This window comes from Streptomyces sp. NPDC001606, assembly GCF_053596835.1.
Genome location: NZ_JBSFHC010000017.1, coordinates 109688 through 127037 on the forward strand (window position 1 = coordinate 109688; position 17350 = coordinate 127037).

At 73.9% G+C, this 17350-nt stretch carries 16 protein-coding genes; 7 read left to right on the forward strand and 9 right to left on the reverse strand.

What is annotated here, in order from left to right; translation table 11 throughout:
- Window positions 1–24: 24 nt before the first annotated feature.
- Window positions 25–417, reverse strand: coding sequence for an apotyrosinase chaperone MelC1 (gene melC1, locus ACWCV9_RS27410; protein WP_450790451.1), 393 nt, complete (start codon window positions 415–417; stop codon window positions 25–27).
- A gap of 335 nt (window positions 418–752) precedes the next feature.
- Between melC1 and ACWCV9_RS27415 the strand changes: the two genes are divergently transcribed.
- The 5 genes from ACWCV9_RS27415 (at window position 753) to ACWCV9_RS27435 (ending at window position 6575) form a co-directional block, all read left to right on the forward strand.
- Window positions 753–1958, forward strand: a complete 1206-nt coding sequence (locus ACWCV9_RS27415) for an FAD-dependent monooxygenase (RefSeq protein ID WP_450790452.1) — start codon at window positions 753–755, stop codon at window positions 1956–1958.
- A 49-nt stretch (window positions 1959–2007) separates the two neighbouring features.
- Window positions 2008–2829 carry a lipase family protein gene (locus ACWCV9_RS27420; protein ID WP_450790453.1) on the forward strand — a complete coding sequence of 274 codons (822 nt, stop codon included), beginning with the start codon at window positions 2008–2010 and terminating at the stop codon, window positions 2827–2829.
- 123 nt (window positions 2830–2952) lie between these two features.
- Window positions 2953–4443 carry an MDR family MFS transporter gene (locus ACWCV9_RS27425; protein WP_450790455.1) on the forward strand — a complete coding sequence of 497 codons (1491 nt, stop codon included), beginning with the start codon at window positions 2953–2955 and terminating at the stop codon, window positions 4441–4443.
- Entirely contained in the window at window positions 4440–5057 is a 618-nt protein-coding gene (locus ACWCV9_RS27430) for a TetR/AcrR family transcriptional regulator (protein ID WP_450790457.1), read from the forward strand. Before ACWCV9_RS27425 ends, ACWCV9_RS27430 begins: the two co-directional genes overlap by 4 nt.
- A 105-nt stretch (window positions 5058–5162) precedes the next feature.
- A complete protein-coding gene (locus tag ACWCV9_RS27435) occupies window positions 5163–6575 on the forward strand; it encodes an RtcB family protein (RefSeq protein WP_450790458.1) in 1413 nt (470 codons plus the stop codon).
- Between the two features lie 28 nt (window positions 6576–6603).
- Here the strand turns inward: ACWCV9_RS27435 and ACWCV9_RS27440 are convergent, their stop codons facing one another.
- Both ACWCV9_RS27440 and ACWCV9_RS27445 read right to left on the reverse strand, forming a co-directional pair.
- On the reverse strand, window positions 6604–7062 hold the full coding sequence (locus tag ACWCV9_RS27440) for an archease (protein WP_450790460.1): 459 nt from the start codon (window positions 7060–7062) through the stop codon (window positions 6604–6606).
- Window positions 7063–7112: 50 nt separating this feature from the next.
- Complete coding sequence (locus tag ACWCV9_RS27445) at window positions 7113–8837, reverse strand: cholesterol oxidase substrate-binding domain-containing protein (protein ID WP_450790563.1); 1725 nt, start codon at window positions 8835–8837, stop codon at window positions 7113–7115.
- Window positions 8838–8985: 148 nt separating this feature from the next.
- Here ACWCV9_RS27445 and ACWCV9_RS27450 point away from each other — a divergent pair, with 148 nt between their 5' ends.
- Window positions 8986–9969, forward strand: a complete 984-nt coding sequence (locus tag ACWCV9_RS27450; RefSeq protein ID WP_450790462.1) for an aldo/keto reductase — start codon at window positions 8986–8988, stop codon at window positions 9967–9969.
- A gap of 43 nt (window positions 9970–10012) precedes the next feature.
- On the forward strand, window positions 10013–10558 hold the full coding sequence (locus ACWCV9_RS27455) for a DUF6328 family protein (RefSeq protein WP_450790464.1): 546 nt from the start codon (window positions 10013–10015) through the stop codon (window positions 10556–10558).
- Window positions 10559–10638: 80 nt separating this feature from the next.
- Here the strand turns inward: ACWCV9_RS27455 and ACWCV9_RS27460 are convergent, their stop codons facing one another.
- From ACWCV9_RS27460 to ACWCV9_RS27485, 6 genes are all read right to left on the reverse strand, one after another.
- Window positions 10639–11610 carry an LLM class F420-dependent oxidoreductase gene (locus ACWCV9_RS27460; protein WP_450790466.1) on the reverse strand — a complete coding sequence of 324 codons (972 nt, stop codon included), beginning with the start codon at window positions 11608–11610 and terminating at the stop codon, window positions 10639–10641.
- 50 nt (window positions 11611–11660) lie between these two features.
- The gene (locus ACWCV9_RS27465) at window positions 11661–13235 is read right to left on the reverse strand and encodes a protein kinase domain-containing protein (RefSeq protein ID WP_450790468.1); all 1575 of its coding nucleotides are present in this window, start codon (window positions 13233–13235) and stop codon (window positions 11661–11663) included.
- A gap of 122 nt (window positions 13236–13357) precedes the next feature.
- The gene (locus tag ACWCV9_RS27470; protein ID WP_450790470.1) at window positions 13358–14329 is read right to left on the reverse strand and encodes a threonine/serine dehydratase; all 972 of its coding nucleotides are present in this window, start codon (window positions 14327–14329) and stop codon (window positions 13358–13360) included.
- A 93-nt stretch (window positions 14330–14422) separates the two neighbouring features.
- Window positions 14423–15442, reverse strand: coding sequence for a polyprenyl synthetase family protein (locus tag ACWCV9_RS27475; protein ID WP_450790472.1), 1020 nt, complete (start codon window positions 15440–15442; stop codon window positions 14423–14425).
- A complete protein-coding gene (locus ACWCV9_RS27480; protein WP_450790474.1) occupies window positions 15439–16479 on the reverse strand; it encodes a tetratricopeptide repeat protein in 1041 nt (346 codons plus the stop codon). The genes ACWCV9_RS27475 and ACWCV9_RS27480 overlap by 4 nt, the downstream gene beginning before the upstream one ends.
- Before the next feature lie 157 nt (window positions 16480–16636).
- The gene (locus ACWCV9_RS27485) at window positions 16637–17314 is read right to left on the reverse strand and encodes an AIM24 family protein (RefSeq protein ID WP_450790476.1); all 678 of its coding nucleotides are present in this window, start codon (window positions 17312–17314) and stop codon (window positions 16637–16639) included.
- Between the last annotated feature and the right edge of the window lie 36 nt (window positions 17315–17350).

Here is a 17350-nt window from a genome sequence, read left to right on the forward strand (position 1 = left end):
CTCCGGAAGTCCTTGCGGGGGCGGTCAGTTGGTGGGCATGGCCATCTGCATGGGCACCAGCGGGGCGCCCTGGAGCTCGTCCACCGCGGCGCGGGCGGCGGCGCGGGGGGTGGGCACCGGGTCGTAGTGGCTGACGACACTGATCCAGGTGCCGTCCGCGTTGCGCATCACGTGCAGCGGCATGCCGTCGATGAACACCTCGTAGCCGCCGCCGTGTTCGTGGTGGTGGCCGCCGTCCATCGCCATCGGCCGGCCCTGTATCCGGCGGCCCCGGTAGACCTCGTCGAACGTGTCCGAGCGGGGGTGCTCGTGGCCGGCCGCGGCCGCGGCGGCGGGGGCGACGACGGCGGCGGCCGAGGCCGTCGCGGCGAGCGCGGCCGCGGCGGTGAGCGCGCGGCGGCGGGTGATCTGTGGCATGCGGATCCTCCTGAACGGGTGGTGCGGTGGTGACGTCGCATGCCTATCGGGGGGTCGGCGAAGCGGAGAAATCCCCCGGAACGGGTTGGCTACGATCCGGACAATTGGCCACATGTCGTACAGTGTTGAACCAAGTTGATCTTGCTGTGCCGATCTGCCGATCTGCTCCGGAACGGGGAATTCCTTGCCCGTCCGCCCGGCTTTCCGGTGATCTTTCGCGCGGACGGTCCGTCCGAGTGGCGTGGCTCACGACGTCAAACTGGCGCGATCGGACGACCCGCCTGCCCCTGCTACTGTGCGGTGCCGATCGACCACATCGAGTGACTGTCAGGGGTGTGCACGTGAAGGTCGTCTGCGTCGGAGGCGGGCCCGCGGGCCTGTATCTCGCCATCCTGCTGAAACGGCAGGACCCGTCCCGGGACATCACCGTCCACGAGCGCGACCCGGAGGGTTCGACCTACGGCTGGGGCGTCACCTACTGGCACAGCCTGCTCGACCGGCTCCGGGCGCACGACCCCGAGTCGGCCCGGGCGATCGAGGAGCACTCCGTCCGCTGGAGCGAAGGCGTCGCCCACGTACGGGGACTGACCACCCGTCACCGCGGCGACGAGGGCTACGGGATCGGCCGGCACCGGCTGCTCGAACTGCTCGCCGACCGGGCCCGCGCCCTCGGGGTGCGGCTGGAGTACGAGAGCGAGATCACCGAACCGCCCGCCGACGCGGACCTCGTCGTGGCCGCCGACGGTGTGCACAGCGCCCTGCGCCGCCGCCACTCCGGCCGCTTCGGCACCGAGATCGCCTCCGGCCGCAACTCCTTCGTCTGGCTCGGCACCACCAAGGTCTTCGACGCCTTCACCTTCGCCTTCACCGAGACCGAGCACGGCTGGATCTGGGCCTACGGCTACGGCTACAGCGAGGAGCACAGCACCTGCGTCGTGGAATGCTCCCCGCAGACCCGCACCGGCCTCGGCCTGGACCGGGCGGACCGCAGCGAGGGGCTCGCCCTGCTGGAGAAGCTCTTCGCCGGCGTCCTCGACGGCCACCCCCTCATCGGCCGCCCCGGAGCCGGCTGGCAGACCTTCCGCACCGTCACCAACCGCAGCTGGCACCACGGCAACCTGGTGCTGCTCGGCGACGCCGCCCACACCACCCACTACTCCATCGGCGCCGGCACCACCCTCGCCCTCGAGGACGCCATGTGCCTGGCCACCGCCCTCACCGAGCACACCACCCTGCCCCAGGCCCTCGCCGCCTACGAACGCCGCCGCACGTCCGAGCTGCTGTCCGCGCAGAGCGCCGCCCGGTACAGCGCCCAGTGGTACGAGAACCTGCCCCGCTACATCGACCTGCCCCCGCACCGCATGTTCGCCCTGCTCGGCCAGCGCCACTCGCCGCTGCTGCCGTACGTCCCGCCGCAGCTGTACTACGGCCTCGACAAGGCCGCCGGACAGCTCGAGGTGCTGCGCCGGCTCAAGCGCTGGCTCGGCCCCCGGGCGGCCCGCGCCCTCCAGCACGCCCGCTCCACCGCCGGCCGGAGCTGACCGGCGGACCGGCTGCCGCCCCCCCACACCCCGGAAGGGACCCTCCTGCATGGCCGTACCCACCGCCTTCGACCACACCTCGTCCGGCTACAGCCTGGAGCGCGCCTACTGGCTGGCCCGCGCCGCCGACCTGGCCTACAAGGACCGGGCCGTCATCGAGGACCAGGCCGCCCAGTGGGGCTTCGACCAGGTCCGCCACCACGAGACCCGCTTCACCCCGCCCTTCCCGTTGCAGGACACCCAGGCGTACACCCTGGCGAGCGACCACATGATCATCACGGCCTTCCGCGGCACCGAACCCGCCCAGATCAAGGACTGGCTCTCCGACGCCACCACCCCGCCGCGGCCCGGCCCCGGCGGGCACGGATACGTCCACGACGGATTCGCCGAGGCCCTGGAATCGGTCTACCCCGGCGTCCGCGACGCCCTCGCGGAGCTGCGCACCGACGGCCAGACCGTCTACTTCACCGGGCACAGTCTCGGCGGCGCCCTCGCCATGCTCGCCGGCGCCCGGCTCTACCTGGAGCAGCCGCACCTGGCCGCGGACGGCGTCTACACCTATGGCCAGCCGCGCACCTGCGACCGACTGCTCGCCGAGGCCTTCCACAAGGGTTTCGGCGGCCGCATGTACCGCTTCGTCAACAACAACGACATCGTCCCCCAGCTCCCGCCCGAGCCGGCCTTCACCCATGTCCGGGCACTGCGCTACATCGACTCCCACGGCAAGGTGCACGAGACCATGCCGATGCTGTCGGCCCTCGGTGACCGGGCCAAAGGGGTGACCGCCGACGCCTTCGCGCCCGCCTCCGACGGCATCCGCGACCACTTCATGCGGAACTATCTCCTGGCCCTGGAGAAAAACCTCGTCTGACGGTTCTCACGCCGGCACGAAAAGCCGGGGGCGCGGACATTAAAGCGTTGGTGAATGACCATTCACCCGTTAGGGTGAATCGTCATTCACCTCGCCGCCCATGTGCCGTCCGCAGGAGAACCGATGGACCACCCCGCCCCGATACCCCCACCCGCAGTCAAGCCACCCCGGCTGCGGGACCGGCTGACCATCCCGGTGCTGGCCTCGGGCGGCATCCTCATGGCGATCATGCAGACCGTCGTCGTCCCCCTGCTCCCGGCCCTGCCCCGGCTCACCGGCGCCTCGGCCGCCGCCGTCTCCTGGATGGTCACCGCCACCCTCCTCTCCGGCGCCGTCCTCACCCCCGTGCTCGGCCGGGCCGGCGACATGTACGGCAAACGCCGGGTGCTCATCTCGGCACTCGTCCTGATGACCGTCGGCTCCGTGATGTGCGCCCTGACCTCCGACATCGGGGTGCTCATCGCCGCCCGCGCGCTCCAGGGCGCGGCCGCCGCCGTGGTCCCGCTCTCCATCAGCATCCTGCGCGACGAACTCCCGCCCGAGCGCCGGGGCTCGGCGGTGGCGATGATGAGCTCCACCGTCGGCATCGGCGCCGCCCTCGGCCTGCCGCTCGCCGCACTGGTCGTGCAGTACGCCGACTGGCACACCATGTTCTGGATGACCAGCGCCCTCAGCGCCCTCGGGGTCGCGGCGACCTGGTGGGCGGTCAGCGAGTCACCCGTGCGCGAGCCCGGCCGCTTCGACGTGCCCGGCGCGCTGGGCCTCGCCGCCGGGCTGGTCTGCCTGCTGCTGGGCGTGTCCCAGGGCGGCACCTGGGGCTGGAGCAGCCCCCGGGTGCTCGGGCTGTTCCTCGGCGCCGTCGTGGTCCTGGCCGGCTGGTGGTGGCAGCAACTGCGCGCCGAACGGCCGCTGGTCGACCTGCGGCTGGTCCGCCGCCCGCAGGTGGGCCTGTCCCATGTGGCCGGGCTGCTGGTCGGATTCGCCTTCTACGCCAACTCCCTGGTCACCGCCCAGCTCGTACAGGCCCCGAAGGCCACCGGCTACGGCCTCGGCCTGTCGCTCGTGGAGACCGGGCTGTGCCTGCTGCCCGGCGGCATCACCATGCTGCTGTTCTCCCCGCTGTCCGCCCGGATCTCGGCCGCGCGCGGCCCCCGGATCACCCTCGCCCTGGGCGCCGCCGTCATCGCCTTCGGTTACGCCGTCCGCATCGCCGACAGCCGGGAACTCTGGATGATCATCCTGGGCGCGACCGTGGTGACGGCCGGTACCACCCTCGCCTACTCGGCGCTGCCCACCCTGATCCTGCGGGCCGTCCCCGCCGGGCAGACCGCCTCCGCCAACGGCGTCAACGTCCTCATGCGCACCATCGGCCAGGCCACCTCCAGCGCGGCCGTCGCCGCCGTCCTCGTCCACCACAGCAGCGCCGTGGCCGGCATCCCCGTACCCACCCTGAACGGCTATCTGCTCGCCTTCGCCATGGCGAGCGGCGTCGCCCTCGCCGCCTGCGTGGCCGCCCTGGCCATCCCGGGCGACGGTCCCCGCGGCCGCCACCGGCGCGTCCGGAACCCCCGGAGCACCCGGGGCGCCCGCGACGCGGCGCTGGAGGGAACATGAGGAGCGTGAGCACCACCCCGCCCCGACCCGGTACGACCGCCCCCGCCCGCCGCGACGCCGAGGCCACCAAGGCGGCGATCCTGAAGGCGTGCCGGTATCTGCTGACCCGCCAGGCGCACGCCGACATCACCCTCAAGGCCGTAGCCGAACGAGCCGGTGTCAGCCCGCCGTTGATCCTGAAGTACTTCGGCAACAAGGACAACCTGTTCGCCCGCGTCATGTCCTTCGACACCGACGCCGACGACCTGTTGGACGCCCCGCTCGACGCCCTGGGCCGGCACATGGTCCGCCAGGTGCTGACCAGCCAGCGCGAGCGCGGCACCGATCCGCTGCTGCGCATCACCTTCGCCCCGCTCCACGGAGATCTCGGCGACCTCCTGCGCGCCAACTTCCGTGCCCAGGTGACCGAGCGCCTCGCCGCCCGGCTGACCGGCCCCGACGCCGGGCTGCGCGCCGAGCTGGCCGTCGCCGCGGTGGTCGGTGTCGGGGTGATGTACGGCATCGCCCGCGGACCGCACCTGCGCGGGGCCGACACCGACGCCCTCGCCGACCGCTACGGCCCGCTCGTCCAGCAGCAGCTCACCCCGGGCACCCGGGCCGCTCCCGCCGTGTGACCCACCCACGCGCACGGGTACTCGTGCCGCACACCGCCGGAGGGGGAGCCGGCCTGCCCGTCCGGCGGTCCGCGGACGCCGAGCAGTACCGGGGCGGAGGTCGAGATGGAACTGGTCCAGGAAGGCGCCTTCCGCTACCGCATCGCACCGCACGCCGGCATGCGGGTGCCCGGCGTGGTGTTCGCCTCCCCAGGCCTGCTCGCGGACGCCGACCAGTCCCTGGAGCAGGTCGTGCACGTGGCCGAGCTGCCCGGGATCGTCACCGCCTCGTACGCCATGCCGGACATCCACTGGGGCTACGGCTTCCCCATCGGCGGGGTCGCCGCGACCGACGTCGACGCCGGCGGGGTGGTCTCGCCGGGCGGCGTCGGCTTCGACATCTCCTGCGGGGTGCGGCTGCTCGCCGCCGACTGCGACGGCGCGGCGCTCCGCCCCGCGCTGACCGCCGTCATGGACGGCCTGGACCGGGCGATCCCGCGCGGGGCCGGGCCCGGCGGCGTATGGCGGCCGGACGGCCCCGGCGAGCTGGAACGCCTGCTCACCGGCGGCTCCCGCTACGCCGTGGAGCGCGGTCACGGGGAGGAACGCGACCTGCTGCGCTGCGAGGACGGCGGCGCGGTCGCCGACGCCGACGCGGCCCAGGTGGGGGAGCGGGCCCGGGAACGCGGCCTCGGCCAGGTGGGCAGTCTGGGCTCCGCCAACCACTTCCTGGAGGTGCAGCGGGTCGCCGAGGTGTACGACGACCGGGCCGCCGCCGCCTTCGGTATCGGACCGGGACAGGTCTGCGTGATGATCCACTGCGGCTCGCGCGGGCTCGGGCACCAGATCTGCACCGACCACGTACGGCTGATGGACCGCGCCATGACCCGGTACGGCATCACCGTGCCCGACCGGCAGCTGGCCTGCACCCCGGTGGACTCGGCGGAGGGCCGGGCGTACCTCGGCGCGATGGCGGCGGCCGCCAACTACGGCCGCGCCAACCGGCAGCTGCTGTCCGACGCGGCGCGCACGGTCTTCCGGCGCACCCTGGGCGCCCGGCTGTCGCTGGTGTACGACGTCTCCCACAACCTCGCCAAGATCGAGCCGCACACGGTGGACGGCGAGCGGCGCCGGCTGTGCGTGCACCGCAAGGGCGCCACCCGCGCCTTCCCGCCCGGCCACCCCGAACTCCCCGAGGACATCCGGGAGTTCGGGCAGCCGGTGCTGATCCCCGGCACCCTCGGCACCGCCTCGTACGTGCTGACCGGCGTGCCCGAGGGCGACGCCTTCCACTCCACCTGCCATGGCGCGGGCCGCACCATGAGCCGCCACCAGGCCGCCCGCACCATCACCGGCAGCCAGCTGCGGGCCCGGCTGCGCGGCGCCGGGGTCGCCGCGCGCCCCAGGTCCTGGCGCGGTCTGACGGAGGAGGCGCCGGAGGCGTACAAGGACGTCGACGCCGTCGTCGCCGCGAGCGAGGGCGCCGGCCTGTGCCGGAAGGTCGCCCGGCTGGTGCCGCTCGGGGTGGTGAAGGGCTGACCGGGCGGTCCCGGCCCCGGGGCACCGGTCACACGTCCACGATCACCGCGCAGGACCATCCGTGGGCGTCCGGGCCGATCCGCAGGTCCTGCCAGGAGACGCCCTTGGGGGCGGCACCGACGACGGTGACGTCCGCGAGGCGGGCCAGGGACAGCCGCGCCTCCAGCACTCCGGCGCCGACGGGCTCCACCTCCACGCCGACCGGGACCAGCCCCGCCACCTCCAGCCGGAAGACGACCTCGTCGAGCAGCGCGACCAGCAGCTCCTCGTCATCGGCCGGGCCGAGCCGGACCCGGCCCTCGGTGACCGGCCGCGCGTCCGCCACCTCGGCGAAGGTCTCCACCAGGGCGTGCACGGCCTCGGCGAGGCAGCGCTCCCGGCTGGGTCCCCACGCGTGCAGGAGCGTGTCGGCGGTGTGCGGCATCGCGCAGTGGCCGCTCGCGCCCCCGCGCCGCTCGCGCGCACCGCCGTCGATGTCTTCTGCCATGGCCGCCCCGATCCTTGCCTTCGGGCCGGGTACCCGCGTCCGGGCGGTGGTCAGCGCAGCAGCCGGTCCAGGAAGCCGTTGCCGAAGACCCGGTGCGGGTCCAGCCGGTCCAGCGCGGCCACCGCCCGGGCCCACACCCGGGGACCGAACGAGCCGGGCACGTCCGCGCCGAGCACCTCCGGATCCCGCCAGGCGTCGTCCGCCGTGTACGCCCACCCCTTGGACCACTCCACCCGGGTGCGGGCGTACCCGCCGTCGTAGCTGTCGAACAGGAACCGTTCCAGCTCCCGCTGGAACGCCCCCGCGTAGGGGGTGCCGGGCAGCGTCAGCACGTCCAGCCACACCGCGGTGTCCCACTCGGGATGGGCCGGGTCCGGCCGCAGAGCCGACAGCAGCGGGGCCTGCGCGCCCGGGACGCCGGTGGCCGCGGGGTCGTCCAGGCCGGTCACCCGGATCTCCACCGAGCCGTTCACCGGGAAGCGGCCGCGGGCCGCGTACGCGGTCAGCCGCTCCCGGTAGAACCGGGTGAACTCGTGCACCACCCGCTGCACGCCGGACCGCCGGGTCAGCACCGCGTACCCGCTCGCGGTCACCCGCAGGGTGGTCGGCCGGATGTACAGCAGTGTGTTCTTCGACGGCCCCCACAGATCGGCGGAGAAGGTGGCCGCGAGCCCCAGCCGGGCGGCGGTCAGCTGGGCCTGGCCCAGCACCGGCGCCAGATACCAGGCGGCGCCGGAGAACAGCCGCCCGACCAGATCGGCGACGGGCGTCGGCACGCTGTCGGAGAAGGGGTAGTTGTACGGCGAGGTGACGTGCCGCGAGCCCGCCGGGCGGACCGGCGCGACGCTCCACTCCTTCAGCCACGGGTGCTCGGTGAAGGCGAACCAGATCGCCTCTACCCGGCCCGAGCGGTGCAGGAAGCTCTCCAGGGTCCGCCCGCCGGACCCGGGCGCCGCGAACAGCTCCCGGGTCGGGACATCGGTCCGGCTGACACAGCGCAGCCGGGTGTCGGGGCCGACCCGCAGCACCGCCTCGGTCACCAGGGACCGGCCCAGATGGGTGAGGAGCGCGGCGGTGTCCGCCTCCCCGCGGCGGAAGGTGCGCAGCACATAGGCCCCGGCGGCCGCGTCCCACACCACCGCCGTCAGCTCCAGCACCCGGTTGCTCAGCGAGCCGTAGGCGGTGCCGGGCGGGGGCTCCTCGCCGGCGGCCGGTACGGCGGTGCCGTGCGCGCCGATCGCCAGGGCGCCGCCCAGGGTGAGATCGCCCGGCGCGGGCGCCGCGGTGAGCCCCAGCCCATGGCCCTCCAGGAAGGTGAGCAGGGCCTCCAGGGTGACGCCCGCGCCCGCGCGGACCGCGGTCGGGGAGTCCAGGGCGAGCCGGGTCAGCCGGGGCGCCGTGTCGACCAGCAGGACCCGGTTCCGTGTCGTCGTGCCCTCGGTGACGGTGAGCGGCGACCAGCCGTGCGCAGCGCCCCGGGCCCGCACCCGCCACCCGTTCCGCCAGGCCCAGTTGACGACGGCCAGCACCTGCTCCGGCCCGCCCGGGGCGCAGGCCCACAGCCCGTCGGCGGTGATCTCACCGGCCCAGTTCCGGTAGGCCGACCGGTAGAGCGCCACCTCGGCAGGGAACCCCGGAAGTTCGGCCGCGGCCACCGCCGGATCGGCCGCGAGCAGCACCGGTACGGCGGCCAGGGCGGCGGCGCCGCGCAGCAGGCCACGGCGGCCGACGGATCCGGAAGTCGGCTCTGGGAAAGGGGAGTTGGCGTCGCCCAGGGAATGATCGATCACACGGTCACGCTAGGCGCCGCCCGGCGCTCTGCCCGCCCACGGCACACCGGATCACTCGTTCGGGTGATTCTCGTGGGTGCTCGGCGGAGCGGCCCGTTCCGCGGAGCGCGCCGCCGGATGCCACACTGATGGCATGGACGAACGCGTGATCGGCAGGTCGGGTCAGTGGGCATCGGTCGTCGGACTCGGCACCTGGCAGCTGGGCGCCGACTGGGGCGAGGTGGACGACAAGGAGGCCCGCGCCGTCCTGGAGGCGGCCGCCGAGTCGGGGGTCACCTTCTTCGACACGGCCGATGTGTACGGCGACGGACGCAGCGAGGAGACCATCGCCGGCTTCCTGCGTGGCCGGCCCGATCTGCATGTGCTGGTGGCCACCAAGATGGGCCGCCGGGTGGAGCAGCTCCCCGAGAACTACGTGCTGGACAACTTCCGTGCCTGGAACGACCGTTCGCGCCGCAACCTCGGTGTCGACCGCATCGACCTGGTGCAGCTGCACTGCCCGCCCACGCCCGTCTACTCCTCGGACGAGGTGTTCGACGCCCTGGACACCCTGGTCGAGGAGGAGCGCGTCGCCGCCTACGGGGTCAGCGTGGAGACCTGCGCACAGGCGCTGACGGCCATCGCCCGGCCGAACGTGGCCAGCGTCCAGATCATTCTCAACCCGTTCCGTATGAAGCCGCTGTACGAGGTGCTCCCGGCGGCGAAGAAGGCCGGCGTCGGCATCATCGCGCGGGTGCCGCTCGCCTCCGGCCTGCTGTCCGGCAAGTACACCGCGGACACCGTGTTCGCCGCGAACGACCACCGTACCTTCAACCGGCACGGCGAGGCCTTCGACCAGGGCGAGACCTTCTCCGGAGTCGACTACGCCTCCGGTGTCGAGGCCGCCGCCGAGTTCGCCGCGCTCGCCCCCGAGGGCTACACCCCGGCCCAGCTGGCGCTGCGCTGGATCATCGAGCAGGACGGCGTGACGACCGTCATCCCCGGGGCCCGCAACCCCGGGCAGGCCCGCGCCAACGCGGCCGCCGCCAAGCTGCCGCCGCTGCCCGCGGAGACCTTCGCCGCCATCCGCGACCTGTACGAGCGGCGCATCCGGGAACAGGTGGAGCACCGCTGGTGAGGAGGCTCGTTTGAACGGACGGCCGGCAGGTTACACGCACCGCATGACGCAGGACGGGCGGCGCAGAGGGCGGAACGAGACCGAGGAGGAGCGGGCCGACCGGATGTGGGGCGAGCTCATCCAGGAAGTCCGCGTGGCCCAGACCGGTGTGCAGATCCTCTTCGGCTTCCTGCTCACCGTCGTCTTCTATCCGAAGTACACGATGCTGCCCCACGTGGACCAGGTCATCTACATCGTGACGGTCCTTCTGGGGGCCTGCACGACCGGCGCCCTGGTCGGCCCGGTCTCCCTGCACCGCCTGGTCTCCGGCCGCCGGGTCAAGCCGGAGGCGGTGCGGCTGGCGTCCCGGATGACCCTGGTCGGCCTGGTGCTGCTGCTCACCACCATGACCTCGGCGCTGCTGCTGATCCTCCGCGTGGCCACGCACGGCTCCTATGTGCCGTACCTGGTGACCGCGGTCGTCGCCTGGTACCTGACGTGCTGGTTCGGCCTGCCCCTGTGGGCCCGCCACCGGCACACGACCAGTATCGGCGACGGGCCGGGGAGTTCCGCGTCCGCCCCGGGCCGGGACGGACGCGACGACGGGTGACGCTCGGTCCCGCGGCGGCCGGAACTCCCCGGAACTCCACGGAACTCCCCGGAACTCCTGGGCGCCGTCGCGGGCCGGCCTCAGCCGAGTGCCTCCCGCAGCGCGGGCAGCAGGGTCTTCGCCGACCAGTCCAGGAACTCCGGCTGGGAGTCGCCGCCGATCTGCACCAGCGCGACCTCGTCGAACCCCGCCTCGGCGTACGGCCGTACGGCGTCCACGAAGGCGTCCGGGTCGTCGCCGCACGGGATGGCCGAGGCGACGTCGTCCAGGGTCACGAACTGGGTGGCGGCCTCGAAGGAGTCCGGGTGCGGCAGTTCGGAGTTGACCTTCCAGCCGAGGCCGAACCAGCGGAACTGCGAATGGGCGCGCTTGATCGCGGTGTCCCGGTCGGGGTCGTAGCACACCGGCAGCTGGCCGACCCGGGGCTTGCCGGTGCCGCCGTGCCGGTCGAAGGCCTCCAGCAGACCCGCCTTCGGCTCGGTGGCGATGACCAGGTCGGCGAGATGCCCGGCGAGCTTGCAGGACTGCTCGCCGGAGACGGCGATGCCGATGGGCGGCGGCTGGTCGGGCAGATCCCACAGCCGGGCCGAGTCCACCTCGTAGTGGCGGCCGTGATGGGTGACATGGCCGCCCTCGAACAGCGCGCGGATGATCCGTACGGCCTCCTCCAGCATCTCGTGGCGCACGTCCACCGGAGGCCAGCCGCCGCCCACGATGTGTTCGTTCAGGTTCTCGCCCGCGCCCAGCCCGAGCCGGAAGCGGCCCTGGGACAGCAGCTGCATGGTGGCCGCCTTCTGTGCCACCACCGCCGGGTGGTACCGCAGGATCGGGCAGGTCACATAGGTCATCAGCGGAATCCGCGAGGTGGCCTGGGCGGCTGCGCCCAGCACGCTCCACGCGTACGGTGAGTGGCCCTGCGAGCGCAGCCAGGGAAAGGCGTGGTCCGAGGTCACCGAGAAGTCGAAGCCGGCCTCCTCGGCACGCACCAGGTGGTCCACGAGATCCCGCGGACCGGCCTGCTCGGTCATCATCGTGTATCCGATTTGCACCATAAGAAGCGAGTCCCCGGCCCGGCCGCAGGAAAACGGACCGGACCTTCGGCTCAGCCGTTCGGCTCGCGGAACGTGGCCAGGAAGGTCTTCAGTGCCAGCCGGACGGCCGGGGTGTCCCAGGCCCCGGCCGGCGCGCTGAAGCGGAGCGAGCAGCCCCGGTGGCCGCCGAGCAGGAAGCCGCGCCCGAAGGTGTGCACCCGCGCCGCTCCCGTCCCCGAGAGCCACTCCAGGTCGGCGGCCGGGTGCCCGTGGTAGCCGGTGGCGCGGATCGCGCCGACCCGGTGGTAGCCGGGCGTCCGCGCGAGGCCCGGCTCGACGTCGTCCCGCCAGACGGCCACCGGGTCCGGGCCGACGTGCTCGCTGGAGGTGACGGCGAGAGTGGGGGAGGAGCCGCCGGTCCCGAAGGTGACGCGGTAGGTGCGGTCGGTGACCCGCGAGGTGGCCAGCCGCCGCCAGCCGTCGGGCAGCGCCACCGAGAATCCTTCGGGGGCGGGGTAGCGGTGGTAACCGGCCGGCAGCCCGTCCGGCACCGGTGCCGGGGATGCGGCCGAGGCCGGGGCGGTCGGTGTGCCGGTCGGCCGGGCGGAGGAGGGGGCGGCCGGGGCGCCGGCCCGGGGCGGGTGCCCGGCCGGGGCCGTGCCGGGGAGGAGGTGGGTCGCGGCCAGCACCCCGGCCGCGACGGTGCCGACGGCGAGCGCGGTGCCGAGGGCCAGGACCCGTCTGCTCCGGCCCGGCACGGCGAGCGACACCCGCCGGTACGCCCCGCGCGGCCGGGGTTCCGGTTCCGGCTCCCGGTCGGCGTCGGTACCGGCGTCGCGTGCCCGGAGCAGGGCCTCGCGGAGCTGTTGCCGGGACGGCCGCTCCCGGGAGTTCTTCCGCAGCAGACCCTCCACGGCCTGGGTCAGCGCTCCCGTGCGCAGCGGGGTGCGCAGCGGCAGCCGGTCCACCGCCTTCAGCGTGGCGTCGGGACGGCCGCGGTCCCGGAACGGCGGCCGTCCCTCGACCATCGTGTAGAGCAGCGCGCCCAGCGCCCACAGGTCGGCGGCCGGACCGATGCGCTCGTCGCGGGCCTGCTCCGGCGAGGCGTACGACGGTGCCGTGAGCCGGGGCACGAGGGTCGCGCCCGCGAGCCCGAACCCGGCCACGACGACGGTCCCGTCCTCCCGCACGAACACCTGGCCCGGGCTCAGCTCACCGTGCGTGACGCCCTCGTCGTGCGCGGCCTGGAGCACGTCGAGCAGCTCCAGGCCGATCCGTGCCGCACGCGCCGGATCCAACGGCCCCTCCCGGTCGAGGAGTTCGCACAGCGCCGTACCGTCGATCCACTCGGTGACCGTCCACAGCGTGCCGGCCTCCACCACCGCGTCGACGACCGCGGCGACCCGGCCGGGCCGCAGCAGCCGAAGCGTCTCGGAGGTGCGGACGAGGCGGGCGGTGATCCGGCGCGCGCCGTCCTCGCCGGCGGACTCCGGCAGGGCCGTCTGCGCCACCAGGCGGGGCTGTGCCGCCGCCATGTCCTCGGCGTACCACCACAGTCGGTTGGTCTCGCGGGCGAAGACCTCCAGCAGCCGGTACCGCCCGGCGACCGACGCGTGCGCGGAGACGTGCGCCTTGACCATGGTCATCCCTCGCTGAAACCCCTTGCCCGGTGTCGCCCAGGGGTACGCGCGGCACGTGGGGGTGCGTTCAAGGATGCCCGGCTCCGGCCCACTTCCTGTCTTTCGGTCAAAACACCGCAGCGGTGCGCTCAGCCGGCGGCCATGAGCAGTCCGAAGCGCTCGGCCCAGCCGGCGACCTCCCGGGGGGTCGTGTTGCCCCCGCACACCACCAGCCCGATCCGGGCGTCCGCGCCGACCCGTTCCACCACCTGCCGGGCCGCCGGGAGCACACAGCCCGCGGCGGGCTCGGCCCACACCTTGGCGTGGTCGGCGAGGTCCAGACAGCCCTGCACGGCGTCCCGGTCCGGGACCACCAGCACCTCCTCGACCAGCGCGGCGACATGGTCGTACGTCAGCTGGGACACCGAGGGCGCGGTGAGCGTGGTGACCAGCGACGACACCGGCACCGACAGCGGGCCGCCCGCCCGCAGCGCCGCCGACATGGCCTCCGCGCCCTCCGTCTCCACGCCCCACACGCGCACCGTGGGCCGCAGGGCGCGCAGGGCCACCGCGATGCCCGCGATCAGCCCTCCGCCGCCGATGCTGACAATGACATCGGTGAGCTCGCCCGCGTCCTCCGCCAGTTCGGCACCCACCGTGCCCTGACCCGCGATCACCAGCGGGTCGTCGAACGGATGGACCAGCGTCAGCCCCTCGTCCCTGAGCCGCGTCACCAGCTCGAAGGCGCTGTCCATGCCGTCGGTCAGCCGCACCGACGCCCCCGCCTGCTCCACGATCTCGACGGAACGCGCGGGCGCGGTCCGGGGCATCACCACGGTCGCCTTGACGTCGAGCGCCGCCGCCATCTGCGCGACGGCGATGCCGTGGTTGCCGCCGCTGACCGCGACGACGCCCGCCGCCAGCTCGGCCGCGCTCAGCGACAGCAGCTTCGCCATGGCCCCGCGGGCCTTGAACGAGCCGGTGCGCTGGAGGAGTTCGAGCTTGGCGGTGACCGGGACGCCGAGCAGCGCGGTCAGCCCGGGGCTGGGGACCGTCGGTGTGCGCACGACGTGTCCGGCGATCCGCTCCGCCGCGGCTTCGATGTCCGAGATGCCGATCAAGGTGCTTCACCCTTCCGGCGCGGGGGTGGGAGCCGCGCCGGTCGCACCCTGACCCGGGAGGGTGTCCTTGGTCAACACCGTTTCGCGGTACGGCTACAGGGCCCGGCCCAGCAGGAACTCCAGCAGCCGGACCAGGTCCGCGGCGGCGCCGGCGGCCAGCGGGGCGCCGGCGAGCAGGCCGCGCGCCGCGGCCGTGTGGGCCCGCGCCTCGGCCAGCGCCGCCGCGCGGCCCCCGGCCTCCTCGATCAGCGCGGCCGCCTCGGGCGCCCCCTCCTCGGTGCCGAGGAGCGCGGGCAGCCGCCCGGCCGCCGGGGAGGCGAGCGCGACCAGCACCGGGAACGTCTTCTTCCCCGCCCGCAGATCGCCGCCCACGGGCTTGCCCGTGACCGCCGGGTCGCCCCAGATGCCCAGCACGTCGTCGACCAGCTGGAAGGCGATACCGAGGTGCCGTCCGGCCCGGTCCAGCGCGGTGACCGTGGCCGCGGGCGCCCCGCCGAGCGCGGCGCCCAGCGCGGCCGCGCAGCCGAGCAGCGCGCCGGTCTTGCCCTCGGCCATCGCCCGGTACTCCTCGGCCGTCACCCGGTCCGGACCGGTGAACGGCCGGGCCGCGAACACCAGGTCGTCGGCCTGCCCGCGCACCAGGTCGGCGAGGGCTGCGGAGAGCAGCCGTACCGCGCCGGGGCCCTGGGGCGTGGCGGCGACCGTCTCCACCGCCAGCGCGAACAGCGCGTCGCCGGCGAGCACCGCGGGCCCGGTGCCGTACGCCTGCCACACGGCGGGGCGGCGGCGCCGGGTCGGGTCGCCGTCCATGATGTCGTCGTGCAGCAGCGAGAAGGCGTGCACCAGCTCCACCGCGACCGCCGCCGGGACACCGGTGTGCTCGTCGGCCCCCGCCGCCCGGGCGCCGAGCACCGCCAGCGTCTGCCGTACGCCCTTGCCGCCCGGCGCGGCGGCGGGCGCTCCGCCGACCTCGCACCAGCCGAAGGAGTACCCGGCCATCTCGGCCACCCACGGATGCAGCCGCCCCACCGCCTCCTGAAGCGCGGGCCGCACCAGCTCCCGGCAGCCGGCCAGGATCTCGGTGGCGCCCGGGGGCGCCTGGAGCGCGGTCATCGCACGGCCTCCGCGGCCGGCGCGAACTCCTGCCGGGCCCGGGCCACCAGCTCGCGTACGTGCTTCAGCCCGCCGCCTTCCAGGGAGCGGGCCAGCTCGGCGAGTTCGGCCGCCGTCTCGGTGCGGTCCCGGCCCAGCATCGCCCGCGCCTTCGCCAGGCCCAGCCGGGACAGCGCCTCGCCACGCGGCTCGCTCATCGCGCGGAACTCCTCCAGCGCCAGCTCGTACAGCTCCCGGGCCTCGGCGTAACGGCCCGCGCGGTAGAGGACGTTGCCGCGCATCTTGTGGTTGTAGGCGAGCGCGCTGGTGAGGTTCATCGCGCGGCACATGGTCTCCGCCTCGGACAGAAGCTCCAGCGCCCGCCCGGTGTCGCCGTCGCGGACCGAGAGGACGTCGGCCAGTCCGCGCAGCGCCCAGGCGTGGCCGCGCCGGTCCTCGGCCCGCGCGGCTATCTCCGCCGCCTCCTCGAACAGCGCGTACGCCTTGTCGTACTCCCCGGTGTTGCGGTGCATCTGGGCGATGCCCTCCAGCGCCCACACCGTGTGCCGGGCCTCGCCGCGCCGGCGGGCCTCGGCCAGCAGCTGCTCGTGCAGCCGGCCGACCGCCGCGTAGTCGCCCTGGATCCGGCCCGTCTCGGCGAGCCCGGCCAGGGAGTAGCCGCGGACGACGACGTCCCCGCCGCGCTCGCCGAGTTCGGCGGCGAGTCCCAGCAGCCGCCAGGCCAGCGGGAAGGCGCCGCGCTGCCGGGCCAGCGTGCCGCCGCTCCACAGCGCCCAGGCCATCGCGGCGGTGTCGCCGGCCTCCCGGGCGGCGCGGTAACTCGCCTTCCAGGCGCGGTCCGCGTCCCGCACATGGCCGAGCCGGCGGTGTGCCTCGGCGACGGCGAGTCCGCAGCGCGCCGCCTCTCCCGGGTGCCCGGAGCGCTCGGCCTCGCGCAGCCGCTCGGTGGCCTCGGCCAGCACATCGACCAGCGAGGAGTTGACGGACAGGGTGGTCAGGGCGCCCTGGTACTCCGGGGCGAAAGCCTTGCCGTACATGCGTACCCTTCTATACACGGAGTGTATACATGACGTGTATAGCGTCTCGGAAACATGCCCCGGGTCCCGTGGGGGACCGGGGCTTCGGTCTGTTGTGGATCAAGACGCGGGTTCCGCCGCCGGGGTTGACTGTGCGACGCGCATCACATCGGAAGGCTCAGTGCTGCTGGGTCTTCTGCGGCGTCAGCTCGCTCGGCCGCACCACGACGACCCCCTCGCCCTGGAGCATCAGCTGGACCGCTTCGCCCGAACCGCCGCGCAGCATCGAGCCGATGGACTGCGAGCGGTGCAGCGAGGTCTCGAGCTGTGCCGACCAGCCGACCACCGCGTCCGTGTCGACGTACACCGGCGCCTCGGGCGTAACCGGTATGACCAGCGGGTTGCCCTCGCAGACCAGCCCGAGCCGGCCGTGCCCGCTGAACACGCTGTTGAACACCCCGCCACCGGCGATGCCGGAGCCCTTTATCGCCTTGATCTCGTACGACAGCGAGGCGTCGAAGCACAGCACGTTGCGGCCGTTGACGGTGAACCGGTCGCCGGGCTCCACCTCGACGATGAAGCAGTTCTGCGCCTCGTGCGCGAACCAGGCCTCGCCCTGCCCGCGCACCGCCATCAGGGGCAGCCCCTCCCCGGTGACCGCTCGCTTGAGCATGCCGCCGACCCCCTGCCCCTTGCGCTCGAAGGCGAGGCCGCCGCGGTGGGCGATCATCGCGCCCTGCCGGGCGTACATCTCGCCGTGCACCACGTATCTGATGCACTTGGCGTTCTCCACGGTCATGCCCGGCTCGGTGGCCGGCAGGACCCGGTTCTGATGCGAAAAAAGATCACCCTTCATGCCGGGCATGGTGTCCCGGAGGGGCTGGTTCCGCCA

Coding starts and splice junctions, on each gene's coding strand:
- melC1 (WP_450790451.1), bottom strand. CDS start 417: ATGCCACAGATCACCCGCCGCCGCGCGCTCACCGCCGCGGCCGCGCTC.
- ACWCV9_RS27420 (WP_450790453.1), top strand. CDS start 2,008: ATGGCCGTACCCACCGCCTTCGACCACACCTCGTCCGGCTACAGCCTG.
- ACWCV9_RS27425 (WP_450790455.1), top strand. CDS start 2,953: ATGGACCACCCCGCCCCGATACCCCCACCCGCAGTCAAGCCACCCCGG.
- ACWCV9_RS27430 (WP_450790457.1), top strand. CDS start 4,440: ATGAGGAGCGTGAGCACCACCCCGCCCCGACCCGGTACGACCGCCCCC.
- ACWCV9_RS27435 (WP_450790458.1), top strand. CDS start 5,163: ATGGAACTGGTCCAGGAAGGCGCCTTCCGCTACCGCATCGCACCGCAC.
- ACWCV9_RS27440 (WP_450790460.1), bottom strand. CDS start 7,062: ATGGCAGAAGACATCGACGGCGGTGCGCGCGAGCGGCGCGGGGGCGCG.
- ACWCV9_RS27450 (WP_450790462.1), top strand. CDS start 8,986: ATGGACGAACGCGTGATCGGCAGGTCGGGTCAGTGGGCATCGGTCGTC.
- ACWCV9_RS27455 (WP_450790464.1), top strand. CDS start 10,013: ATGACGCAGGACGGGCGGCGCAGAGGGCGGAACGAGACCGAGGAGGAG.
- ACWCV9_RS27460 (WP_450790466.1), bottom strand. CDS start 11,610: ATGGTGCAAATCGGATACACGATGATGACCGAGCAGGCCGGTCCGCGG.
- ACWCV9_RS27465 (WP_450790468.1), bottom strand. CDS start 13,235: ATGACCATGGTCAAGGCGCACGTCTCCGCGCACGCGTCGGTCGCCGGG.
- ACWCV9_RS27475 (WP_450790472.1), bottom strand. CDS start 15,442: ATGACCGCGCTCCAGGCGCCCCCGGGCGCCACCGAGATCCTGGCCGGC.
- ACWCV9_RS27480 (WP_450790474.1), bottom strand. CDS start 16,479: ATGTACGGCAAGGCTTTCGCCCCGGAGTACCAGGGCGCCCTGACCACC.
- ACWCV9_RS27485 (WP_450790476.1), bottom strand. CDS start 17,314: ATGAAGGGTGATCTTTTTTCGCATCAGAACCGGGTCCTGCCGGCCACC.